The 21,662-nt window shown below is 59.4% G+C and carries 18 protein-coding genes; 6 read left to right on the plus strand and 12 right to left on the minus strand.

Annotation, left to right across the window (positions count from 1 at the left end; translation table 11 throughout):
* Positions 1–56: 56 nt before the first annotated feature.
* Positions 57–1,484, plus strand: a complete 1,428-nt coding sequence (locus tag BS300_RS09700) for a PTS transporter subunit EIIC (protein ID WP_071912389.1) — start codon at positions 57–59, stop codon at positions 1,482–1,484.
* Positions 1,485–1,488: 4 nt separating this feature from the next.
* On the opposite strand, the gene BS300_RS09705 is transcribed toward BS300_RS09700, so the two are convergent.
* Positions 1,489–2,361 (minus strand): LysR family transcriptional regulator, encoded by an 873-nt coding sequence (locus BS300_RS09705; RefSeq protein WP_033114119.1) that lies wholly within the window; start codon positions 2,359–2,361, stop codon positions 1,489–1,491.
* A 100-nt stretch (positions 2,362–2,461) separates the two neighbouring features.
* Here BS300_RS09705 and BS300_RS09710 point away from each other — a divergent pair, with 100 nt between their 5' ends.
* From BS300_RS09710 to BS300_RS09720, 3 genes are all read left to right on the plus strand, one after another.
* Positions 2,462–3,478: a zinc-binding alcohol dehydrogenase family protein gene (locus tag BS300_RS09710; protein WP_071912391.1), complete on the plus strand. Its 1,017-nt coding sequence runs from the start codon at positions 2,462–2,464 to the stop codon at positions 3,476–3,478.
* 476 nt (positions 3,479–3,954) lie between these two features.
* Positions 3,955–4,833: a 50S ribosomal protein L11 methyltransferase gene (prmA, locus tag BS300_RS09715; RefSeq protein WP_071912393.1), complete on the plus strand. Its 879-nt coding sequence runs from the start codon at positions 3,955–3,957 to the stop codon at positions 4,831–4,833.
* 151 nt (positions 4,834–4,984) lie between these two features.
* Positions 4,985–5,548: a sugar O-acetyltransferase gene (locus BS300_RS09720; protein ID WP_071912395.1), complete on the plus strand. Its 564-nt coding sequence runs from the start codon at positions 4,985–4,987 to the stop codon at positions 5,546–5,548.
* Positions 5,549–5,916: 368 nt separating this feature from the next.
* On the opposite strand, the gene BS300_RS09725 is transcribed toward BS300_RS09720, so the two are convergent.
* On the minus strand, positions 5,917–6,465 hold the full coding sequence (locus BS300_RS09725) for an NAD(P)H nitroreductase (RefSeq protein ID WP_033114114.1): 549 nt from the start codon (positions 6,463–6,465) through the stop codon (positions 5,917–5,919).
* 105 nt (positions 6,466–6,570) lie between these two features.
* Positions 6,571–8,598, minus strand: coding sequence for an NADPH-dependent 2,4-dienoyl-CoA reductase (locus BS300_RS09730; protein ID WP_071912397.1), 2,028 nt, complete (start codon positions 8,596–8,598; stop codon positions 6,571–6,573).
* 209 nt (positions 8,599–8,807) lie between these two features.
* Here BS300_RS09730 and sppA point away from each other — a divergent pair, with 209 nt between their 5' ends.
* Positions 8,808–10,652 (plus strand): signal peptide peptidase SppA, encoded by a 1,845-nt coding sequence (gene sppA, locus BS300_RS09735; protein ID WP_071912399.1) that lies wholly within the window; start codon positions 8,808–8,810, stop codon positions 10,650–10,652.
* 95 nt (positions 10,653–10,747) lie between these two features.
* Here sppA and BS300_RS09740 read toward each other — a convergent pair whose 3' ends face one another.
* The 9 genes from BS300_RS09740 to BS300_RS21090 form a co-directional block, all read right to left on the minus strand.
* Positions 10,748–11,668, minus strand: coding sequence for a L,D-transpeptidase family protein (locus BS300_RS09740; protein ID WP_042031678.1), 921 nt, complete (start codon positions 11,666–11,668; stop codon positions 10,748–10,750).
* Between the two features lie 509 nt (positions 11,669–12,177).
* A complete protein-coding gene (locus BS300_RS09745) occupies positions 12,178–13,419 on the minus strand; it encodes a tetratricopeptide repeat protein (RefSeq protein WP_071912400.1) in 1,242 nt (413 codons plus the stop codon).
* Positions 13,420–13,430: 11 nt separating this feature from the next.
* The gene (locus tag BS300_RS09750; RefSeq protein WP_042031680.1) at positions 13,431–14,066 is read right to left on the minus strand and encodes an energy transducer TonB; all 636 of its coding nucleotides are present in this window, start codon (positions 14,064–14,066) and stop codon (positions 13,431–13,433) included.
* Between the two features lie 16 nt (positions 14,067–14,082).
* A complete protein-coding gene (locus tag BS300_RS09755) occupies positions 14,083–14,490 on the minus strand; it encodes a biopolymer transporter ExbD (protein ID WP_033137735.1) in 408 nt (135 codons plus the stop codon).
* Between the two features lie 67 nt (positions 14,491–14,557).
* Complete coding sequence (locus tag BS300_RS09760; protein ID WP_043850090.1) at positions 14,558–15,085, minus strand: MotA/TolQ/ExbB proton channel family protein; 528 nt, start codon at positions 15,083–15,085, stop codon at positions 14,558–14,560.
* 10 nt (positions 15,086–15,095) lie between these two features.
* Positions 15,096–16,469 (minus strand): MotA/TolQ/ExbB proton channel family protein, encoded by a 1,374-nt coding sequence (locus BS300_RS09765; RefSeq protein WP_071912402.1) that lies wholly within the window; start codon positions 16,467–16,469, stop codon positions 15,096–15,098.
* Positions 16,466–17,230: a DUF3450 domain-containing protein gene (locus BS300_RS09770; protein ID WP_071912404.1), complete on the minus strand. Its 765-nt coding sequence runs from the start codon at positions 17,228–17,230 to the stop codon at positions 16,466–16,468. The genes BS300_RS09765 and BS300_RS09770 overlap by 4 nt, the downstream gene beginning before the upstream one ends.
* Before the next feature lie 108 nt (positions 17,231–17,338).
* Positions 17,339–19,894 carry a TonB-dependent receptor gene (locus BS300_RS09775; RefSeq protein WP_071912407.1) on the minus strand — a complete coding sequence of 852 codons (2,556 nt, stop codon included), beginning with the start codon at positions 19,892–19,894 and terminating at the stop codon, positions 17,339–17,341.
* A gap of 451 nt (positions 19,895–20,345) precedes the next feature.
* Positions 20,346–20,636: a hypothetical protein gene (locus BS300_RS21090; protein ID WP_143241751.1), complete on the minus strand. Its 291-nt coding sequence runs from the start codon at positions 20,634–20,636 to the stop codon at positions 20,346–20,348.
* On the opposite strand from BS300_RS21090, the gene BS300_RS09780 reads away from it, so the two are divergent.
* Complete coding sequence (locus BS300_RS09780) at positions 20,635–21,660, plus strand: ABC transporter permease subunit (protein WP_071912409.1); 1,026 nt, start codon at positions 20,635–20,637, stop codon at positions 21,658–21,660. The genes BS300_RS21090 and BS300_RS09780 overlap by 2 nt on opposite strands.
* Positions 21,661–21,662 lie beyond the last annotated feature (2 nt).

Raw genomic sequence — 21,662 nt, forward strand, 5'->3', positions numbered from 1 at the left:
CCAAATGGGTGGTTTCCGGTTAAACTGTGCGCCAAGTCACAAAAGATTGCCGCAGTATGCCCGTTAAAGCCACTCGACAACTGATTACCCACTCCCTGCAGCGGCTCGGTTATGCCTTGCTGCTGCCGGTCTCCATCCTGCCGATGGCGGCCCTCATCTATCGGCTGGGGCAGCCGGATGTACTGGATCTGGCGGTACTCTCTCTCACCGGACAGGCGATCTTCAGCCAGATGCCGCTCATCTATGCGGTGGCCATCGCCTTTGGTCTGAGCCGGCAAGAGCTGGGCGGGCAAACGCTGGCGGGAGCGGTCAACTTTCTGCTGCTCAGCACGGCGTTCAACACGCTGGCGCCCAACCTGCACGCCGATATGATCTGCGGTCTGCTGGCGGGGCTCACCACCGCGATTGTCTACCCCTGGGTGCATCAGCAAAAGCAGCCCGGCTGGCTGCAGATGGCCAGAGGGGAGTTTCCCAGCGTGCTGGCTTCGGCGCTGGTCTGCCTGCTGCTCGCGGTTCCCCTCTCGCTACTCTGGCCACCGCTGGAGCGCGGCTTGACCCTGCTCACCTCGGATCTGCTCACCACCCCCTTCGGCGCCTTCTGTTTTGGCACCCTCAACCGCCTGCTCATTCCGCTTGGCCTGCATCAGGTGCTGGGCAGCGTGGTGGGGCTTGGCGAGAGCAACCTGCAGGCACTGGCTGCCGCCCAGCCGTTGCACGAGGGGTATATGGCTGGCCTCTACCCCATCATCATGTTCGGCCTGCCGGGCGCCTGCTTCGCCATCTGGCTGCACCGCCAGCGGATGCAACGGCTGCCGCAGGGGGGCTTGCTGCTTACTCTGGCGCTCACCTCGGCGCTGGTGGGGATCACCGAACCCATCGAATTTTTGTTCGCCTTCACCGCCCCCTGGCTGTTTCTGGCTCACGCCCTGATGACGGGGCTCTCGCTCGCCGTTTGCAGCGCGCTCGGCATCAAGGTGGGCAGCTACTTCTCCGCCGGCCTGCTGGATCTGGTGCTGAGCTATCAGGCGGGGGAGCACAGCTTCTGGATCATTCCGGTCGGTATCCTGTTCTTCGTCGCCTACACCCTGCTCTTTTATCAGCTGCTGGAGCGCGCGCCCCTCAGCATGCCGAGCAAGCCCATCGCCAAGGAGCACCCGCGCCTTGCGAGCGTGGTACCCACCGATCCGCAGATGCTGGCGATCCAGTACCTCAAGGTATTGGGCGGCATGGACAACCTGCAGGCGATGAGCGTCTGCCTGACCCGTCTCAGCCTGCGGGTGCGCGACATCAGCCGGGTCGATCAATCCCGCCTGCTGGAGCTGGGCTGCCTCTCCTGGATCGTGCTCAATGACCACCAGCTGGTACTGGTGCTGGGCCCCAGCGCAGGGCTTATCGAGGGGCAGATCCGCATGCTGGCGGAGCGCCAGTCGGTGCCGCTCGGTCTCAAACCCAATCAGGAGTCGGCCAGCCAGAGCAGCTGGTAACAACTCAGGCAAATGGCAGCCGTTCGGCCACAAAGTCCATCAGGGTTCGCAAGGCGGGAGCGAGATGCTCCCGGCTCGGATAGATGAGATAGAAGGGGTTGGGCGGCACGGCGAGCTCCGGCAGCACCTTCTGCAACCGGCCACTCGCCAGATCCCCCTCGCAGACATGATGGGGCAGCAAAGCAATCCCCCCTTCGTTGATCGCCAACTCCCGCAGCGCCAGCAGGCTGTTGCTGATGCAGGCCCCCTGCGGCCGCCAGCCTCCCTCCTGCAGCGGCCAGAGCGGCAACGCCGAGTGCACCAGACAGGCATATCGTCCCAGATCGCTCAATTGCTGCGGCATGCCGTGGGCCGCCAGATAGGCTGGGGCCGCCACCAGATGGCGCGGCACCTGACCGATACGCCGGCAGATCAGGCTGGAGTCTTTCAGCGGCGCTGCCCTCAGCGCCAGATCGTAACCCTCACCCACCAGATCAAGCTGTTCATCGCTCAGGGTCAGCTCCAGTACCACCTCGGGGTAAAGCGCACGAAACTCGGCCAGGATCCGGCCAAGCAGCAGGGTACCGGTCGCCTCGGGGGCGGTGATCCGCACCCGACCTGCCGGGGCCGAGCGCAACCTGGCCATCGCCAGATTGGCGCTGCGAGCCAGCGTCAGCAGCCCCTGACAATGCTCCACATAGACCTCCCCCTGCGGGGTCAGGCTCAACCTGCGGGTGGTGCGCTGCAGCAGCCGCACGCCAAGCTGAGCTTCGAGTCGCGAGATCTTCTGGCTTACCGACGATTTCGGCATCCCCATCAGCTCGGCTGCCCGGGTAAAGCTCCCCTGCTCCACCACGGTGGCAAACAGTCCCATCAACTCCAGATCGACATTGTTCATATATTCAAACAGTCTTTACCAATTACCCATCTTAATCAGGATAATTAACCAAACTAGAGTGAGTGGCAATCCCGAACACACCGATTTGAAAGGAACAACCATGAAAGCCATTGCCCTGACTCACTATCTGCCGAGCGACCATCCCGACTGCTTTATCGCCGCCGAGCTGCCCGACCCCACGCCGGGCCCGCGGGACCTGCTGGTGCGGGTCAACGCCACCTCCATCAATCCGGTCGACACCAAGGTGCGCGCCCCCAAGGCCAAGGTCGAAAATAGCCCGCGCGTGCTGGGTTGGGATGCGGTCGGTGAAGTGATCGCCACCGGCAGCGAAGTCACCCTGTTCAAGGCCGGCGACCGGGTCTGGTATGCCGGCGACATCAGCCGCCCCGGCAGCAACGGCGCCCTGCAACTGGTGGATGAGCGCATCGCCGCCCTCGCCCCTGCCAGTCTGAGCGACGTGGAGGCAGCCGCTCTGCCGCTGACCGCCATCACCGCCTGGGAGACCCTGTTCGACCGCTTTGGCCTCACCCGCGAGAGCCGTGGCAAGCTGCTGATCATCGGCGGAGCTGGCGGAGTGGGCTCCATCGCCATCCAGCTGGCTCGCCAGCTCACGGGTATGGAGGTGATTGCTACCGCTTCCCGCCCCGAAACCCGTGAGTGGTGCCTCGAGATGGGTGCTCATCAGGTCGTGAACCATCACAAGCTGCAGGAGGAGTTGACCGCCCTTGGCATTACTCAGGTCGATGCCATCTTCTGCACCAATGCCACCGCCGAGCACTGGGCCACCATGGCAGGGCTGATCCGCCCGTTTGGCCATATCTGCACCATCGCCGAGTCCAAAGAGCCCTGGGATCTCTCCCTGCTCAAGAGCAAGAGCGTGACCTTCAGCCAGGAGTTCATGTTTACCCGCTCCCTGTTCCAGACCCCGGACATGATCGAACAGCACAAGCTGCTGACACAGGTTGCCACTCTGGTTGATCAGGGCGTACTGAAGAGCACCCTGACCAAAACCCTGTCGGCCTTGACCCCGACCTCACTGGCACAGGCCCATGCCGAGGTAGAGGCAGGCCGCATGGTGGGCAAGCTGGTGATCGACATGAGCGGCTTCTCCCGCTAATCCCTGTGGGTAATTGCTGCACCATCATGGTGTGAACTCACCAGCGCCACGCCCCAACAGTGGACGCAGCAACCAGAGAGCCAGACAGTCACCACGCAGAACCACCATAAAAGAGGGCCATCCCGCCGGGATGGCCCTAAATACCTGAACATTGGGGTAACAATCACACACATATCCTTCAGCAGGACATCAGGCTTTTGCAGCTGGCGTGCCAACTGTGCCGGGGGCCTTGCAACTTTCCATCTTTGAGCCAAAAAAATGCCACCTGACGGTGGCAGTGAAAAATGACGGAACTTGAGCAAAGCGTTCGGCGAAAACCGGTCATCTTCGCCGCTACAGAGCAATACAGAAACCGTGCCAATTCGGCAAAGCCTCCTCATGACACCGCCATCGCCCGCTCCGTACGGGCAAACCACGACAGCACACGCCCATGATGATAGAATCGCGCGGTTTCACATTTATGAAGAGTCGACGCCATGCCCTGGATACAAATTCGAATCAACGCCACTGCCAAGACCGCAGACAAGGTGAGCAACATGCTGCTGGGGCGTGGTGCCCAGGCGGTGACCTTTATGGATGCCAAGGATATGCCCGTCTATGAACCCATGCCCGGTGAAACCCCGCTCTGGGGCGAGACCGAGGTAATGGGTCTGTTCGATGCCGAAACCGATCCGGCACCCACCATCGCCTTCTTTCAGCAGATCTTCGGCGAAAACGTCGGCTACAAGGTCGAGCAGCTGGAAGACAAAGACTGGGTGCGCGAGTGGATGGATCACTTCCACCCCATGCAGTTTGGCGAACGCCTCTGGATCTGCCCGAGCTGGCGCGATGTGCCGAACCCCGATGCAGTCAACGTCATGCTGGATCCGGGTCTGGCCTTCGGTACCGGTACCCACCCCACCACCGCGCTCTGCCTGCAGTGGCTGGACGGACTGGATCTGGCCGGTAAAACCGTGGTCGACTTTGGCTGCGGCTCCGGCATCCTCGGCATCGCCGCCCTGAAACTGGGAGCCGCCCGCGTTATCGGTATCGACATCGACCCGCAGGCGATTCAGGCCAGCCGCGACAACGCCGCGCGCAACGGCGTCGCCGACCAGATTGAGCTCTATCTGCCAGCCGACCAGCCGCAAGATGTCGAAGCGGACGTGGTAATCGCCAACATTCTGGCTGGCCCGCTGCGCGAACTGGCACCGCTGATCGCCGGCCACGGCAAAGCAGGCAGCCTGATGGCCCTCTCCGGCGTACTGGAGAGTCAGGCCCCGGAGCTGGAAACCATCTACGGCCAGTGGTTCGAGATGGACCCGACCGCCGTCAAGGAGGAGTGGTGCCGCCTCTCCGGCCGCAAGTACGGCTAATCCCCCCCCGATTTAACCGTCAGGGCTCCCGTTCGGGGGCCCTGATTCTTTCCGGCAAACCATTCTCACCAGGTCCCCACTCTGGGAAGCTCTTCACGCTTCATTGCTCCACAACGCTTTACCATCTCCTATCCAACCGTAAGGAGGCTCCATGAACGAATATAAGAAGATGATCAGCAGCCAGCCCTATAACTGCATCGACCCGGAATTGATAGCGATACGGCGCGAGGCGGCGGCACGCTACCGCCGTTTCAATCGGGCAGAGGAAGAGGATGCACAACGGGCGCTGTTGCAGGAGCTGGTCGGCGAGCTGGCAGAGGGAGCCTTTATCTGTCCGCCCCTCTACTGCACCTATGGCCGCCACATCCACCTTGGCAAAAACAGCTACATCAACATGGGCGCCACCCTGCTGGACAACGCCCCCATCCGTATCGGGGCCGACGTGATGATCGGGCCAAACGTGCAGATCTATACCGCGGCCCACTCACTGGAGGCCGATGAACGGGTACAAGGGGTCGAGACGGCGCTGCCAATCACCATAGAAGACAAGGTCTGGATCGGTGGTGGGGCCATCCTGCTACCCGGGGTCACCATAGGACGGGAGGCAATTGTCGGCGCCGGAGCCGTGGTCACCAAGGATGTGCCGGCAGGCGCCAGAGTGGCGGGCAATCCAGCCAGGATCCTGCCAGCCAGGAGAGTGGAACGAACCAGCTGACGCACCACTGCAACCATGCTCTGCCCGTGTCAGCGAACGCATAACCCCATAAAAAATAAAGCCCAATGTCACGAAGACGTTGGGCTGTTTAAAAAGGTGCTACGGAATTGCGACTCTCATCGCAGAAAAATTAGAAGGAGTGCCCTTCTAAACTGGCAAGAGGGATATTAATAGACGCGAAAACGTTTTACATAGCGAAATACACCAGGATTGAGAGGTGTATCTCACTATTTAAATAATTACCTGCTACGCCTCGCCGCCCCCCTTGGAGCCGTTTATTTTCTCCTGCCACTCTGGTTACTATTCACGGTTAAACAAAAAGCCCCTGCACTGAGGGGCTTTCTCTTTTTGACTATTTACCGAGCAACCTAGAAGTGGCGGACAAACTGCTCGATAGGCAGTTCACGCAGCTTGCGCGCTTCCAGCATGGGGGTGCCGAGGTAGAGGAAGCCCACCAGCTGATCTTCTGCCGCCAGTCCCAGCCCCTTGTTGATCTGCTCGTCGAAGATAAACCAGCCGGAGCGCCAGATGCCGTTGAAACCCTGCGCCTGTGCCGCCATCTGCATCGCCATCACGGCGCAACCGGCCGAGAGCTCCTGCTCCAGCTTCGGCACCTTGGGGTGCTCCTGATAACGGGTTGCCACCGCGATGACCAGCGGTGCGCGCAGCGGTGCCTCGCTGCACTTCTTGATGCTCTCTTCATCCTCGCCGCGGGCACGGGCCGCCTCGGCCAGCAACTTGCCCAGCCGCTCGCGGCCCTCCCCTTCAAACAGAATGAACTGCCAGGGAGTCAGGGTGCCGTGATCCGGCGCGCGCAACCCCGCCTTCAAAATATTGTCGAGCACCTCGCCAGCAGGAGCGGGATCGGCGAGACGGCCACAGGAGTGGCGGTTGAGCAGCAGGGTGAGGGCATCCATGGGCAATTCCTTCTTGGGCAATGATGGCGCTACCTTAGCACAGCGCCGAATGAAGAAAACCCCTGAGGCTCAGGGGTTTATCTCATTCATGATGGCGGGGAGAGATTAGATGACCGCCGCCAGTTCGGCGCCCTGTCTGATCGCCCGCTTGGCATCCAGCTCGGCAGCCACGTCGGCACCGCCGATGATGTGTACCGGCTTGCCAGCGGCCTGCAGACCGCCCTGCAGCTCCTTGAGCGGCTCTTGTCCGGCGCAGATGATCACCTGATCCACCGGCAGGCACTGCTGCTTGTCACCCACCTGAATATGAAGCCCGTCGTCATCGATGCGCAGGTACTGCACGCCGGAGAGCATCTGCACCTTGCGGTTCTTGAGCACGGTACGGTGGATCCAGCCGGTGGTCTTGCCAAGACCGTCGCCCACCTTGCTCTCCTTGCGCTGGAGTAGCCAGATCTGGCGCTCGGGCGCATCGACTTCAGGGGTGGTGAGGCCACCGCGCTCGCCGAGATGCTTGTCGATGCCCCACTCCTTGAGCCAGTGATCACGGTGCCCCTCGGCATCCATCTCCACCTTCTTCTCGACCAGATACTCAGCAACATCAAAGCCGATGCCGCCGGCGCCGATCACCGCCACCTTCTGGCCGACCGGCTTGTGATCCCGCAAGACATCGAGGTAATTCAATACCTTGGGATGCTCGATCCCCGGAATATTGGGAGTACGCGGGCGGATACCGGTGGCGAGGATCACCTCGTCAAAGCCGCCGCCGAGCAGGCTCTCGGCACTCTGGCGCTGGCCCAGATATAGCTCGACGCCGCACTTCTCCAGCCGCTTGGCGAAATAGCGCAGGGTTTCGTGAAATTCCTCCTTGCCCGGGATCTGCTTGGCGAAGTTGAACTGGCCGCCAATCTCGCTCGCCTGATCGAACAGGCTCACCTGATGGCCGCGCTCGGCAGCGTAGCAGGCAAAGGCCAGCCCGGCGGGGCCAGCCCCCACCACCGCCAGCTTCTTGGGCTGTGGCACGCGGCCAAACGTCAATTCGGTCTCGAAACAGGCTCGAGGATTGACCAGACAGGAGGCCCGCTTCTGCTTGAACACATGGTCGAGGCAGGCCTGATTGCAGGCGATACAGGTGTTGATCTCGTCCGCCCGGTCCTCGGCCGCCTTGATGACAAATTCCGGGTCAGCCAGGAAGGGGCGCGCCATGGAGACCATGTCCGCCTCGCCGCCTGCCAGAATGCGCTCGGCCACCTCGGGGGTGTTGATCCGATTGGTGGTGATAAGTGGCACCTTGAGGTGCTTTTTCAGCTCGGCAGTCACCCAGCTGAAGGCACCGCGCGGCACGCTGGTGGCGATGGTGGGAATGCGCGCCTCGTGCCAGCCGATACCGGTGTTGATGAGGGTCACCCCCACCGCTTCCAGCGCTTTGCCAAGGGCAATCACCTCTTCCAGAGTCGACCCCTGCTCCACCAGATCCAGCATGGAGAGGCGGAAGATAATGATGAAGTCAGTGCCGACCCGCTCGCGGATAGCGCGGACAATTTCCACCGGGAAGCGCATCCGCTTCTCGAAGCTGCCACCCCAGCCATCGCTGCGCTGGTTGGTGCGCTCGCAGATGAACTGGTTGATGAGATAGCCTTCCGAACCCATCACCTCGACCCCGTCATAACCGGCCGCCTTGGCCAGCGCTGCGGTGGCAGCGAAGTCGCGGATGGTGCCGCGGATCTGCCGCTCGCTCATGGCGCGCGGCTTGAAGGGGGAGATGGGCGCCTTGAGGGAGCTTGGCGCCAGACTGAACGGATGGTAGGCGTAACGGCCCGCATGGAGGATCTGCAGCGCTATCTTGCCCCCCTCCTTATGCACGGCACTGGTCACCTTCTTGTGCTTGCTTACCTGCCAGGGAAAGCTCAGTTGGGAGCCGTGAGGCACCAGCCGCCCACGCAGGTTGGGGGCGATGCCGCCGGTGACGATAAGGCCGACGCCGCCGCGAGCACGCTCGGCATAGAAGGCGGCCAGCTTGTCAAAACCGCCCTTCTCCTCTTCAAGGCCGGTATGCATGGATCCCATCAAGACGCGGTTGCGCAGCTGGGTGAAGCCGAGATCGAGCGGGGTCAGCAGGGTTGGGTAACGACTCACGACGCCTCCAGTTAATTTTTTGTTATCAAACTGCAACTAGAGTAAAGAATCGAAAATGCTTTTTCAAACAATTGTTTGGATGATTTTTCAGCGAACAGCCGTGCCCTGAACGAAGTTAAGCGGTAACTCTTTGCGGGAAATGGCAATTGGGGGGCCAACTGGTTAATAATGAGCCCTCTTTAACCCATTAACAGGGCTATAACTCGACTATGTCTATCTTCAAAGGTCTGGGTTGGCTGTTCCGCACGCTGTGGCGCCTGCTCAATTTCACCCGGCTGTTGCTGGTCAATCTGCTGTTTCTCGCACTGGTGCTGGTCATCGTCTACAGCGTTGGCCAGAAAGAGGCTCCGGAGACGCCCATCGAAGGCGCTCTGACCCTCAACCTCAACGGCGTGCTGGTGGAACAGCGCAGCACAACCGATCCCACCTCGCAGCTGCTGCGCCAGATGGACAACAGCGACGAGCAGCCGAGCGAGATCCTCCTCTCCGACCTGCTGTGGGCCATTCGCAGCGCCAAGGATGACGATCGCATCAAGGCGCTGGTGATCAAGCCCCAGGGGCTGCAGGGCACCAGCTTCTCCAAGCTGCAGGAGGTGACCGCCGCCATCGACGAGTTCAAGGAGAGCGGCAAACCGGTTATCGCCATGGCCGACTTCTACAGCCAGGGCCAATACCTGCTGGCTGCCCACGCCGATCACGTGCTGCTCAACCAGAGCGGCGCCGTGGTGATAGAGGGGCTCGGCGTCTACCAGACCTACTTCAAGTCGGCGCTGGAGAAGCTCAACATCACCCCGCATGTGTTCAAGGTCGGCACCTACAAATCCTTCGTCGAGCCCTATACCCGCGACGAGATGTCCCCCGAGAGCAAGGAGGCGAACCAGCGCTGGCTGGATCAGCTGTGGCAATCCTATGTGGCCGATGTAGCCGAACAGCGGGAGATCGAACCGGATGCCGTGGCACCGGGCAAGGATCGCTTCCTCGAGCTGCTGCGCAAGGCCGGTGGCAACGCCGCCAACTACGCCCTCGACAACGGGCTGGTGGATCAGCTGGCGACCCGCGACGAGATGACCCAGGCGGTCATCAAGGAAGTGGGCGAGAGCGATGACCACGGCTGGAAAGGGGTTGGCCTGAAAGAGTATCTGGCCGCCATCCCGGATCAGTATCCCCAGAGCGGCAAGGATGAAGTGGGTCTGGTGATCGCCAGCGGCGCCATCATGGATGGCGTCCAGCCTGCCGGCACCATCGGCGGCGATACCCTCTCCGACCTGCTGGCCGATGCTCGCCGCGATGACAAGGTGAAAGCCGTGGTATTGCGGGTCGACAGCCCGGGTGGCAGCGCCTTCGCCGCCGAGCAGATCCGCGCCGAGCTGCTGGCCCTGAAACAGGCTGGCAAGCCGGTAGTCGTCTCCATGGGCAGCTACGCCGCCTCCGGTGGCTACTGGATCTCTGCCGATGCGGACAAGATCTTTGCCTCCCCGACCACCCTCACCGGCTCCATCGGGGTATTCGGCATGTTCGCCACCATCGACAAGGCGCTCTCCCAGTACGGCGTGCACACTGACGGCGTTGGCACCACCGATTATGTCGGCGTCGGCCTGACCCGCGCCCTGCCGGAACACGTCGGTCAGGCGATCCAGCTGAACGTCGAGGATACCTACCAGCGCTTCGTCGGTCTGGTGAGCAAGGGCCGCGGCCTGAGCCCGGAAGAGGCGGAGAAAGCGGCTGAAGGTCGGGTCTGGACTGGCGAGGACGCCAAGGAGCTCGGTCTGGTGGATGAGTTCGGCAACCTCAATGACGCCATCAAGGCCGCCGCCGAGCTGGCCAACCTCAAGGAGTGGCAGGTCACCCCCATCGAGCAGGAGGAGTCCACCAAGGACAAGTTCCTGCGCCAGCTGTTTGACAGCAGCGCCCGCGTGCTCGCCCCGCAGCTGCAGAGCTGGCTGCCGGCCGGCTTTGGCAAGGCGCTGAGCGAGGTGAACCGCACTCTCGACCCGCTCACCCGCTTCAACGACCCGCAAGGCACCTACGCCTTCTGCCCGGTCTGCATGCCATAAGCTGCAGCAAACCAAGCAATAAAAAACGGCGACCAGATGGTCGCCGTTTTCTTTGCCTGCCTTGCCAGTGCGCTTGGCGCTGGCTGCATGTTCAATCAGGGATTGAGACGGGTCGGCAGGCCTGTGCGCTGCTCCAGCACCTGCTTGACCACGTTGGAGTCAGACTCGGCATGGGCGATGAAGCGGGTGATGGCCGGAGTCATCGGGAGCGGCACGGAGGCGGTGGAGTTGAACTCCTCCTCGTTGCGCGACAGCGGCTCGTGCACTTCCATGTAGCGACCGCCATCCGGCTCGACCGAGGTCTTGACCGGCTGGTTGACGAACTGGACGCGGGTGCCGACCGGCACGTTGTCGAACAGATACTTGATGTCGTCGGCGCGCAGACGCACGCAGCCGCTGCTCACCCGCAGACCGATGCCGAAGCTGGCGTTGGTACCGTGGATAGCATAGAGGTTGCCGATGTAGAGGGCGTGCAGACCCATGGGGTTATCCGGGCCAGCCGGCCATACCGCAGGCAGGGTCACGCCTTGGGCGGCATAACGGCGACGGATGTTCTCGGTCGGGGTCCAGGTCGGGTTGGCGCGCTTGCGCTCTACCTTGGTGATCCAGTTCTCCGGGGTGTTGACCCCCAGCTGGCCGATGCCGATAGGCAGCACTTCCACCACGTTCTTGCCTTTCGGGTAGTAGTAGAGGCGCATCTCGGCGACGTTGATGACGATCCCTTCGCGGGGGGCGTTGGGCAGGATCAGCTGATGGGGGATGATCAGGGTGCTACCCGCCTTCGGCAGATAGGGATCAACGCCCGGGTTGGCTTCCATGATGTTGGTGAGACCCAGCTGGAAGTCAGCGGCGATCTGCTCCAGCGGACGATTGTCCGCGGGCACCACGTATTCCTGGTTCTCGCCGATCAGGCGGCTGTTGGCCGCAGGCAGAGTGTATTCAACGGCAGCGGCCTGCTGGCTGACCAGGGCAAGTGTGCAAAAAAGCGCCGAAGCGGCAGTGCGAAGGGGATTCATAAAATTCCTGTGTGGTTTCCTGTACCAAATGGGCCGGAGGCCGTCTCATCCTCGGTCTGCCGGTGGCGGGTAAACCTGCACCACGGCGCCAATAACCGAGCGCGCATTCTTTCCCGAGTCGGCCAAAATTTCAACTTCCATATGTTGCTTTTCTTGTTAAAAGTGGCCGTTTTCAGTGTGACACTTATCAACAGGGCAAAAGCTACACTAGCAAGTTGCAGCTGAGAGAGATGGATAGCACCGCCCCCTGTCAGCAGACTACCCTCGCCCCCGTCAACCAAGATGCTGCGCCACCTTGTGTCACGGTTACAGCAGTGGCCAAAACGTTTTTCACATCCGAGGGAGATAGACCAATGTTGACGGAGGCTCTTTATTTGCATGAAAAGGAATAAAACTGTACTTGGACCACCAGCCAGTGCTGGCTACAGCCATAAAAAAACCGCTCCAAAGAGCGGTTAATGGCGCCACCAGGCAACCATAAAAGGGACTACAGGTAGTTGTCATTGGAATTACTGGACGGCCGCCTCCCCCACGCCACTCTGCTCCTTGAGGAAGCTGATCCAGGGGGATGCCCGCCCGCTGACGTTGCCATTCTGAGCCGCTTGGGTGAAGGCGTTGAGGGCCTCCTTGGGCTTTTGTTGCTCAAAATAGGCGACTCCGGTCAGGAACTTCAGATCCGCACGCTGTTCACCATTGGCATTGGCCGCAGGCTTTGCGGCCAGCTCTACCAGATCCTGATAGCGCTTGCTCTGGATCATCATTCGCGCCATTTTCAGCTGCAATTCGGCATTCGGGACCAGCTGATAGGATTTGGCCAGGGTGTCGATGGCCGGATCCAGCTCCTTGGCCTGATGCCAATAGTTGGCCAGGGTCTTGTAGTTGCTTGCGCTCTGCTCAATCACCCCATCCTTCATCCCTTTCTCCATCACCCGCGCTGCGCGATGGGGAATGCCGCTGAAGGCGAGATAGTTGGCCAGACGCTGCAATTCGGCCGGTTCGGTCAGCATGCCAAGGCTATAGGCTGCCTCCAGTGCCGCCAGCGCCTTGCTATCGTTGCCTGCCTGCATATGCATGGCCGAGAGCTGGGTCCAGTACTTCTTCTGCTGCGGGTGCATGTCGACCAGGATGGTCAGCACCTCGGTCGCCTGCTTGTACTGTTTCAGTTCGTAGTGGGCCGCCATCTTCAGCAGATACCAGGACTCCGGCGCTTTGCCCGCCGAAAGCTTGATCGCCTGATCCACCGCCGGAATGGCCTCACGGTACTGCTTGAGCTGCACGTGGGCGTTGGCCAGGGTGATATAGGCGTGGGAGTTGGGCTTGTCATCTTTGCCCTGGTTGGCAAACCACTCCCTCATGGTCTTTATCGACCCCTGGAAGTTGCCCTCCGCCATATAAAGCTGGGCCAGGTTGTAGCGCACCTGCTGGGCCACCGGTGGTGGCAGACCGCCTGTCGCGATGGCATCGGCAAAGTACTTGGTTGCCTGGCCATATTTCTCCTGCTGGGCGGCCACGAAACCGAGAGTCTGCAATATGACCCCCTTGTCGTAGACCCTATCGCCCACGCTGGATAGCGCCTCCTGCAATCGGGCATTAGCCAGACCGTATTGTTTGTCAGCGATCAGCTCCTGCGCCTTGTTGACCGCCCGATAAGCCCGATCCGACAGGGCCGGCTGCTCGGCGGCCCAGCTGGCGGTGCTAAGCAGCACCGCCATGGCGACCGGGGCGAGGATCATCTTGTGTAACTTGTTCATCGCCACCTTCCTTAGTTGACCGCGAACTCGATCTCTTGCTGCATGCGGCTTTCTTGCGGTTTACCATCTGCCATAGCGGGCTTGAACGTCCACTTGGCGATGGTTTTGCGCGCCTCTTTGCCAAGGTCATAGCTGCGTGGCTCTTCCTTGACGATCCGTACGTTGCTGACGGTGCCGCGCTCGGTGACGGTAAACTCCACCAGCACCTTGCCGGAGGCCAGCCCCGCCAGAGCCGCCTTACGGGGCATCATGGGCTCGAAGGTTGCCAGCGGAATGGCACCGTTGTTGCCACCGATCCCGCCACCGCCGCCACCGGTGCTGTAGGCACCGAGGGCGTTGCCGCCACCGATGTTGACCGGAATGTCGAGCTTGGGCATATCCATGGGAGAGCTCTCCATCTGCGGCCGATCCGTGCTGGCCACCTCCATCTCGGGAGGGGGCGGTGGACGGTTCGGCGGCGGCGGTTTCGGCAGCTCCCGTTGCTTCTCTTGCAGGGTCTCCTGGGGCTTGATGCGAATAAAATCGGTCATGGCGACGTCATCCTTCTCCACCAGCTCCCGGTGATCCGGTGTGATCAGCTTGTTCATTCCCAGAAACAGAAAGAACACCACCACACAGGAGACCGCTAACGATATCAGGTATCTCATAGGTCTCTCTCCAGCATCAGCTGCTCTTGCTGGCAGCGATGGAGATGTTCTGGACACCGGCCATACGGATCTGATCCATGACCTGCACCACCAGACCGGAACGGGATTCGGTATCGGCCTGGATCACCACGGCGCTCTCCGGGTTTTCGGCACGCAGCCGCTCGATGTTGGCACGTACCGCCCCCACTTCGACGATGCGCTTGTCGACCCAGACTTGACCGTTTTCGCGTACCGCGACCATGATATTGCCCTTCTTCACCGTCTCGGCCGTGCTGGCACTGGGACGGTTGATCTCGACACCGGACTCCTTGACGAAGGAGGTGGTGACGATGAAGAAGATCAGCATGATGAACACTATGTCCAGCATGGGGGTCAAATCGATAGCCGCCTCGTCGGCACCGCTGTCGCTGTAACGTTTTCTCATAGCAGAAACTCCTTGCTTGTTCTGTGCCCCCGGCAGGCCATGCCTCACCGGGGGTATGCATCCTGCATCAGCCGTGTTTCAGGTTGTCTTCCAGCTTTTGCACCGCCAGTTTGGCCTTGTGATCGAGCTGGTTGACAAAAAACAGGCCAGAAAGGGCGGCAATCATGCCCGCCATGGTCGGTACCGTTGCCTTGGAGATCCCTGATGCCATCGCCCGCGGCGAACCGGTGCCGGTGATGGCCAGGGTGTCAAACACCTGCACCATCCCCACCACGGTGCCGAGCAGCCCCATCAACGGGCAGAGAGCGATCAGCACCTTGATGACCGGCATCCCCTTGTCTACCGCCATGGCGACCCGTGAGACCAGCTCGCGCCGGATCTGCTTGGCAGACCAGGAGAGATGATCGGTGCGGGCCAGCCAAGTGGCCTTGGTCTGCCTCACCTGTCTGGGGTAGACCGCCATGAAGTAGAACCAGCGCTCCAGCAACAGGGCCCACATCATCAGGGTCAGGAAGAACAGGGCGACCAGTACATCGCCCCCCAATCCCAAAAACCGGCGGACCGACTCGACTTCTTCAATCAACCAGAACCACATGGGTGACTCCTTACGCTGCGGCTTTGGAGGCGTGCAGACGTTCCTGATAACGGGCGACGAAACCGGCGCTCTGCTCTTCCAGCACCTGGATCAGACGACGGCTCTGGGTCTGCACAATGGTGTAGAGGAACAGCATGGGTACCGCGACGACCAGACCCTGCATGGTGGTCACCAGCGCCTCGGAGATACCACCTGCCATCAGCTTGGGATCGCCGGTACCGAACAGGGTGATGGCCTGGAAGGTGGCAATCATCCCCACCACGGTACCGAGCAGACCCAGCAGCGGTGCGACCGAGGCGATCAGCTTGATGATGCTGATGCCCTTCTCGAACTTGGGCACGTTGCGCAGGATGATCTCGTCGAGCTTGGACTCAAGATCCTCGATGTTGTCACCGCGATGGCTCTGGTAGGCCCCCAGCATGTCGCCAATGGGGTTGCCCTTGATAATCTGATCGGATTTCAGCTGCTTGCGCATGGAGGTGCCGATCAGCGACAGGCGGATACCGCAGAAGATGGCCAACAGGGTACCGAGTACGCCGAGCACCATGATGACGTAGCCCACTTCACCACCCTGATCGATCCGCTCCTTGAGAGTCGGTGACTGCACCAGCAAAGAGAGGATCACGCCGCGAGACGGGTCGATGAAGATGGGTTTGACCCCGTCACCACCCTGTTCAAACTCGGCGATAGGTTCCAGCACCCCCTTGTCAGGTTGACGAGAGAGCTGCTCGAACTTGCCGGTCTCCGGCACGAAGGTGAGGTACTTGCCTTCGGAGACGGTGTTGAACTCACCGATCTGGGTGACGGTCTTCTCGGCCTGGTTGCCCTCGCCATAAACCACGGTCGCCGGGATCTGGCTCACCTTGCCACCATCAACCATGCGGCTGAGGGTGGTAGTCCAGAACGCTTCCAGATCGTCGCTGGAGGGGAGCTCTTTACTCTCGGCCAGACGGGTCAGCAAGGCAGATTGCTCCGGATGCTCGACCCGACGGGCGGAGGCGTTGAAGATCCCCTTGAACTCACCGGCAAACTGACGCAGCACCCCGAACATCTCACCCATGTTGCCAGAACGCTGGCGAAGGGTTTCAGTCAGCTCGGTCAGCTGCTTGTCATTGGCATCGAAGGCTGCCTTGAGCTGCTCGCCCTTGGCGGTTTCGGCAGCCAGCTCGGCCTTGGCCTTGGCCAGCAGCGCCCCCTGCTCGTTCTTGTCAGCCAGGAAGCGGGCTTCCCGCTCCTTGTTGAGTTGGGATTCGCTCAGGCTGGATGTCTTGACCTGGTTCAGCAGCGCATTGAGATCCACCAGTTTTTCGGCGGCAGTCACCGGCAGGGTGACCAGGGTTGCTCCCGCAATCAGGGAGGCAATAGCAAGTCTGATTCCTTTCATGATGCTTTCTCCGCTGTTTGAACCGGCAGCTTGATCAGCGCGGGAGGCGCCTGCTTCTTGGCGATGCGAAGGCCCTGTTCAACCGCACTGCGATACTCCTGGGGCAACTCTTCCCACTGGCGAGTCTTCTTGTTCCACATGCCGGTCTCATTGCCATCCGGGGACTGATAAAGCAGCGCAATGCGGCCAACGCGCAGGAACTCGTAGGTCTTCTCGCTGCCATCCTTGTCCAGGCTCGCCTTGTAGGACTCGATGGTGCGGCTGAAGCCCTCCTCGATCTGGTAAGCCTCCAGGATCTTGCGGTACTTCTCAGAGATGGTGACATCGGCCCGATTCATCAGGTCGGTCAGAGCCGCTACGCGGTCCTCCCGCTCGACCTTCTGAAACGGCAGATCCAGTGACACAAACTGTTCGAGGGAGTCGATCATCTTGAGCATCAGCGGCACCACTTCGGTGCTGGTCTGATCAATCTGGGCGATCTGCTTTTGCATCGAGGCCAGCTCGGCGCTCTGGGATTCGACCATCTTGCCCACCTGCTCGTTGTAGGTGCGCAGACTGTCGACCTGACGCAGGGCGGCCTTGTACTGGGCCAGTGCAGACTCGGCAGATTCGGCATAACTGTCGATTTTCTGCTGGGAAACTTTGGCTGCATTATTGGTGGCGACTTGAGCGTCCACGGCCTGACCGACAGTGGCGGCACTCAGACTGAAGCTGGTCAACAAGGCGGCCGAAACCAGGCTGCCAAGGAGCGCTTTCTTCATTGTAATGGTCCTTGTCTTCATAGGATTACCCTATCTCCGTAACTTCCTTGGACGTTGGGCACAGCCGGCCCGACCGGGCCGGCTGAGGTTGTATATCAACGGGGTTGATTAGAACTTCTGGGTGTAGTCGATGTAGTAGACGCGACCGTCGATGCTGTAGAGGTCTTCTTCATAGGTGAAGCCATCGCTCGACAGGGAAGGTCCGCGGTTGAACATGTTCTTCACGCCGGTCTGGATCTTGGCATTCCAGCTGGTATCGACGGCTACGTTCAGGTTCCAGACGGTGTTGGAGGCGATATGACCCTCTTCCTTGCCATCTACATAATCCTGGCTCTGTGAGTCGATATAGTTGGTGCTCAGGTAGGTATCCAGATTCCACAACTGCGGGAAGTTGGCACCGATCCCGGAGTTGAAGCGGAAGTCGGGTTTACCATTCCAGCCCTTCTTGTCGACCATTGGGCCGCCAGCAAACAGACCTTCTTCATACTTCAGGATGTAGCTGCTGCCAAAGTCGTAACGCAGGGTGAAGGAGTTGAAGTCGTACTTGTAGTCCGCCTTGAAGTCGATGCCACTGGTCTTCAGTTGCCCCAGGTTGACCATGCCCGCATAGACCATCTCGACATCACCGTTGGCGTCACGGATGACGTTCGGGTTGCTGCCGGTGTTGAGCTCCTGATAGAACTGGGTCTGGGTGGTGGCCAGCTGGATCACGTCATCAATCTTGATGTAGTAGTAATCAAGCGACAGGTTCAGGTTGTCCAGAGGGTTGTAGGCAGTACCGATAGTGAAGGTATTGGCTGTCTCTTCCTTCAGGTTCTTGTTGGATTGACGAGTGGTCATATACTGCTCTTCAGAGCAGTTGGCCACACCATTTGCCTGGCAATAGACATAGTCCTTGGCAAAGTCAGCTGACTCGGCATCCGCCGCGTAAAGATCGTTCAGACCCGGCGCACGGAACGACTGGGACCAGGAGGTTCGGAACATCAGCTGGTCGAGCGGCTGATAACGCAGGCTCGCTTTGGGCGAGAAGGCGCTGCCAAAATCGCTGTACTTGTCGTAACGCCCCGCCAGGTTCAGCTCGATCTGTTCGGTGATGGGGATCAGACTCTCGATATAGGTGGCAAACACATCGCGCACACCACCACCGGAGTTACCGGATGAACCCAGTACGTTACCCGCTTCGGACTGGCTGTCATAGGTATCGGAGTAAACCCAGTCGTTATACTCGGCGCCCAAGTACCAGCTGACGGGGCCAGCAGGCAATGCGCCCATCTCCCAGCCCAGACCGCCATACCACTGGAAGAAGTCCATCTTGGAGTTGCGGCTGGTGGTATAGGAGAGATCCTTGGTGGCGTCAGCGGAGAAGCTGCCATTGACAAACTTGCCGCTGTTGACCTGGGTCTGGACAGCCGGTTCCAGAACATAGCCATTACCAATGCTCTGGTTGTCGGTCTTGGAGTACATGTAACCGGCGTTCCACTCCACATCCCCTACTGTTTCGGTCGGAACGGTGCCCTCAAAACCGAGATTCAGGGTACCGGTCAAGTCGGTTACATCGTTGTCACGGGGCCCGACGTTGCTGAAACGGTAGTAAACGGTAGCGGCTTTGGCGGTGCTGAAGTTGTTGGCTGAGAGGACAGCGGCACTTTCGGGGGTGGAACCATCCACGGTGAAGGCACCGGCAGCAGGCGCGAATCGACCAAAACTGGTGACGCGAGAACCAATCATCTGCGGCACAAAATCCACACTGTCATTGATATGGTAACGACCGTTCACATAGACTGTATCACGGGTGCGTGAAGCGGTTTTGGCTGCGACCTTGGCAAAGTCGAAACGGCAAGCCGTGCCCTTGGTGACGAAACCGGGACCAGTGCCTTCACAGTCAACCCCATTCAGAGTACGGGTGACCGTCTTGCCAGTTGTCGCGTCTACCCCCTTGATATTGCGACCATACAGGCTAGGGGACTCAGCCCCCTGCTTGGCCAGATAGTCACGATCCTTGTAGTAGATCTCGTCTTTGACATCGTGCTCGTAGACCATCATCAAGGCGCCCTTCTCACCCGAAACGCCACTGACGATGGAACCGCTCTTCTCATCCCCACCTTCTTCGCTTGGGGAACCGACACGCCCCTGGAATGACAAGCCTTCAAAACCCTCTTTGAGGATCACGTTGATAACGCCACCGATGGCATCAGAACCGTAGAGCGCGGAGCCGCCATCCAGGTTCACTTCCACTCGCTCAACCGCCGCCATTGGGATGGTGTTGAGGTTGATGGCAGTGCCTCCCATGGTAGGAGAGCCAGCAATTCGCTTGCCATTGAGCAGCACTAGGGTGCGATCTTCCCCAAGGCCACGCAAACCAACGGTAGCTTGTGACTGGGCAGAACTGCCGGATGAAGGGGAGAAACCGCCGAAGGAGTTGTAAGAGGCCTGTTTCAGATAATCCGCCACAGTCTGCTGACCAGACTGTTCGATCTGCACCTTGCTGACAGCAACAACAGGAGTTGCGCCCTCGACATCGACACGGGAGATACGGGAGCCAGTAACCTTGATTTTCTGCAGTTTTTCGACGTTCTGCCCTTCTTCGGCAGATACAGATGGGGCTGCCGCAAGGCTCGCCAAGGCGAACGCAATCGCAGCAGAGATTCTGCTCTTCCTAAGCATCGCTTATATCCTTCCTGGTTGTTTATTGTTTGCTTCCTGATACCGCCCTCTTTGGAGCGATGCGTAAGGCTTATCAATCTTTGACTAGCGGCGTCAATGGAGCATGGGTGTGGTGAGGTCAGACGTTAGAATAAGCGGAGTGTATTAATTTCGACCGATATAATTAGTGAATAATTCTGCCAAATACGACCAAACCAATGTAAAGGCATTGTTAAATGCAGTGAATGGCGCTGAATTAAAAATTGATGAACTTATTAGTTAACGTGCTGTCTATTTATATCTTATTTCGACTTACCGGCCTTAATAAGAATAAAACACTAACTTCATGAGGGTTGAACCTGACCTGTTTCATAGGGATAACAGATATAGCCATCGAGATGATATCGTTTTCACTCAATTTCACCAACCCCAATAAATATCACTCAAATCAAATACTTACACTTGTTAAAAGTTAAAATAAACAGCTGTTTATATTTTTTAAAATAATGTTGAGCCGTAGCATTTTGTTTTTATTTTCGCTTTTCAGATAAAAAACATCATTTCTCGGTAATTTGGGTCTCAGCGGGTCATTTTCCCCAGTTTTCCATTTCCTTGTACTTGATTTTTGTTGCAGAGCTTTTACAGTGGCCAAGCGGATTGTCTGCTGTTTGGCAACCAATCCAGCGCGTAATTCCAGGAAGGACAGGCCCGTCACCGGATTTGACTGGTCGCAAAAAGAACAACAAGGACGAGGTTCCACCATGCTGTCGTATTTCCTACGCCGGATGCTTTTGATCATCCCGACGTTTCTCGGTATCACCCTGCTCGTCTTCACCATCACCCGTTTCGTGCCGGGCGGACCGGTCGAACGCATGCTGCTGCAAGCCCAGGTTTCCCAGAATGAATCTGGCCGCGCCAGTGGCAGCAAGGGGGCGCAGGCCCTCTCCGATGAACAGATCGAGGAGCTCAAGGCCTTCTATGGTCTCGACAAGCCAATGCTGATCGCCTACTGGGAGTGGCTGCAAAAGCTGGCGGTACTCGATCTGGGCGAATCAACCCGTTATTACGAGCCGGTATGGGATCTCATCAAGGATCGGCTCCCCGTCACCGCCTTCTTCGGACTGGCGACCTTTCTGCTAAGCTATGCGGTCTCCATCCCGCTCGGGGTGGCCAAGGCGCTCAGGCACAACAGCCGCTTCGACTCGTTAAGCTCCATGCTCATCTACATGGCCTATGCCCTGCCTGCCTACGTTGTGGGGATCTTTCTCATCACCGTCTTTGCGTTTCATCTGGAGTGGCTGCCGATGGGCGGTTTTCCGGGGGACGAGTACGACTCGATGACCAGCAGCTGGGATCAGATCCGCACTGTCTTTGCCCACGCGTTGCTGCCGCTTATCGCCTACGCCATCGGGGATTTCGCCATCCTCACCATGACCATGAAAAACAGTCTAATGGAGAACCTGTCGGCAGATTATGTGCGCACCGCCGTGGCCAAGGGGTTGCCGTTTCGCAAGGCGGTCACCGACCATGCCATGCGCAACAGCCTCATCCCCATCGCCAGTCACCTGGGGTCTGTGCTTACCGTTTTCTTTGGCGGATCTTTTCTCATCGAGACCATCTTCAACATCGACGGCATCGGCCTGCTCGGTTATGAATCGATCGTCGAGCGGGACTACCCCACCGTGATGGGCATTCTGGCCATCACCTCCATGCTGATGCTGATGGGCAATATCGTCTCCGATATCTGCGTTGCCCTTGTTGATCCGCGCGTGCGGTTTGGAGACTGATC

It is taken from the genome of Aeromonas sp. SCS5 (genome assembly GCF_001887375.1).
Classification (GTDB): Bacteria; Pseudomonadota; Gammaproteobacteria; order Enterobacterales; family Aeromonadaceae; genus Aeromonas; species Aeromonas jandaei.